Source organism: Boseongicola sp., assembly GCF_057460485.1.
This window is the reverse complement of sequence record NZ_JBVCWP010000444.1, coordinates 1-1,578: the sequence shown is the minus strand read 5'-3', so window position 1 is coordinate 1,578 and position 1,578 is coordinate 1. Positions and strand designations below refer to the sequence as shown.

Here is a 1,578-nt window from a genome sequence, read left to right as displayed (position 1 = left end):
GTCGACTTCAAGGTGATGGTCGAAAATGCCACCCGGGCAGGGCGGATGCGCATGTATCTGACCGCGATCGGCGGCGAATACGGCCCCCCCCGTTCGGTCGAAATTTCGGTCACACGGCTGCAGGCGGCCGGTCATGGAGCTATGCCCAAAAGTTGGTGACGGCGTGATCAGGCGGCTTGGCTAAGTTGTTTGATCCCGTCCTTGAATGCAATCCCCTCGATGATCTCGGGCATGCGGTTGGCTCCGTCGAGTTTGCGCCACTTCGTCTGGGCTGACATCATCAGTTTGAACGCCATGGCAAGGCCGGTTTTGCGGCTGAGGCAACCCTTGGTTTTGCCTGTGCGATGTCGGACGGTGGCGAAGGTGCTTTCAATTGGGTTCGTCGTTCTGACGTGTTTCCAATGCTCGGCTGGGAAGTCATAGAATGCCAGGAGAACGTCGCGGTCTTTGGTTAGTTTCCCCACGGCTTTGTCGTATTTCACGCCGTAGGTTGTGACGAAGAAGTCGAAGGCCGCCTCGGCATCCACGCGGGTTTCGGCCTGCCAAATATCGTGCAGATGACCTTTGGCTTTGGCCTGAACGGACTTGGGCATCGCGTTCAACACATTGCCGGTTTTGTGGAACCAACACCGTTGTTCTTTGGTCGCGCCATAGACCTCACGCAGTGCGTTCCAAAACCCCAGAGCACCGTCCCCAATGGCAAGGTCAGGGGCATGGGTAAGGCCACGCCGCTGCAAATCGAGCAGCAGCTCTCGCCAACTCTGGGTGCTTTCGCGGTAACCGTCAGCGAGGCCGATGATCTCTTTACGACCCCACTCGTCCGCCCCTATCAGCACCAGAACGCATTGTTTTTCCTCGGCCATTCGGGGGCGGAAGTAGACACCATCCGCCCAGATGTAGACAAACCGGCGCGTGCTGAGATCGCGGCGCTGCCAACGGTCGTACTCGTCCCACCAGTCCGCCTTGAGCCTTGAGATCGTCGTCGAAGACAGTCCAGCCGCGTTCGGACCGAGAAGAGCTGCGAGTGCTTCATGGAAGTCCCCGGTGGAAATACCTTTGAGGTAAAGCCAGGGCAGCAGATCCTCGATGGATTTGGCTTTGCGCAAATAGGGCGGCAGGATTGTTGACGTGAAGCGGATTTTCTCAGCGACGTCGCCCCGGTCCCGCACGCGCGGCACTTTGACCGGCACCGCTCCGATCCCGGTAAGGATCTCGCGTTCAGGCAGGTGACCGTGGCGAACGAGCCGAGCGCGACCATCATCCGTCTTGTCGGATGCATACGCCTCCAGCATAACTGCAAGTTCGGCTTCAACCGCTTGCGCAATCAGACGCTGCGCGCCAGATCGTAAGAGGTCTGTCAGTGGATCAGGCGAAAATCCCTGTGGATCGAGTAGCTGGCTGATGGTATTTGTCGTCATGTGGCATATCCTTTTCTCAGATGAGAATTGCGGCGCGTGAACAACGCCATGATATGCCGCCCCTCAGGGGCCATCACCAACTTTTAGCTATATCTCCCCTTCATCCGCACCGCGACACTATCCGCCAAGACGCGCTGTGTGATTTCAGTGATGCTGTGAT

Annotated in this window: 1 protein-coding gene; it reads right to left on the bottom strand. The window is 57.9% G+C overall.

What is annotated here, in order from left to right; genetic code table 11:
- Window positions 1–167: 167 nt before the first annotated feature.
- Complete coding sequence (locus AC221Y_RS23350; RefSeq protein WP_486708668.1) at window positions 168–1,418, bottom strand: IS256 family transposase; 1,251 nt, start codon at window positions 1,416–1,418, stop codon at window positions 168–170.
- Between the last annotated feature and the right edge of the window lie 160 nt (window positions 1,419–1,578).

Coding starts and splice junctions, on each gene's coding strand:
- AC221Y_RS23350 (WP_486708668.1), bottom strand. CDS start 1,418: ATGACGACAAATACCATCAGCCAGCTACTCGATCCACAGGGATTTTCG.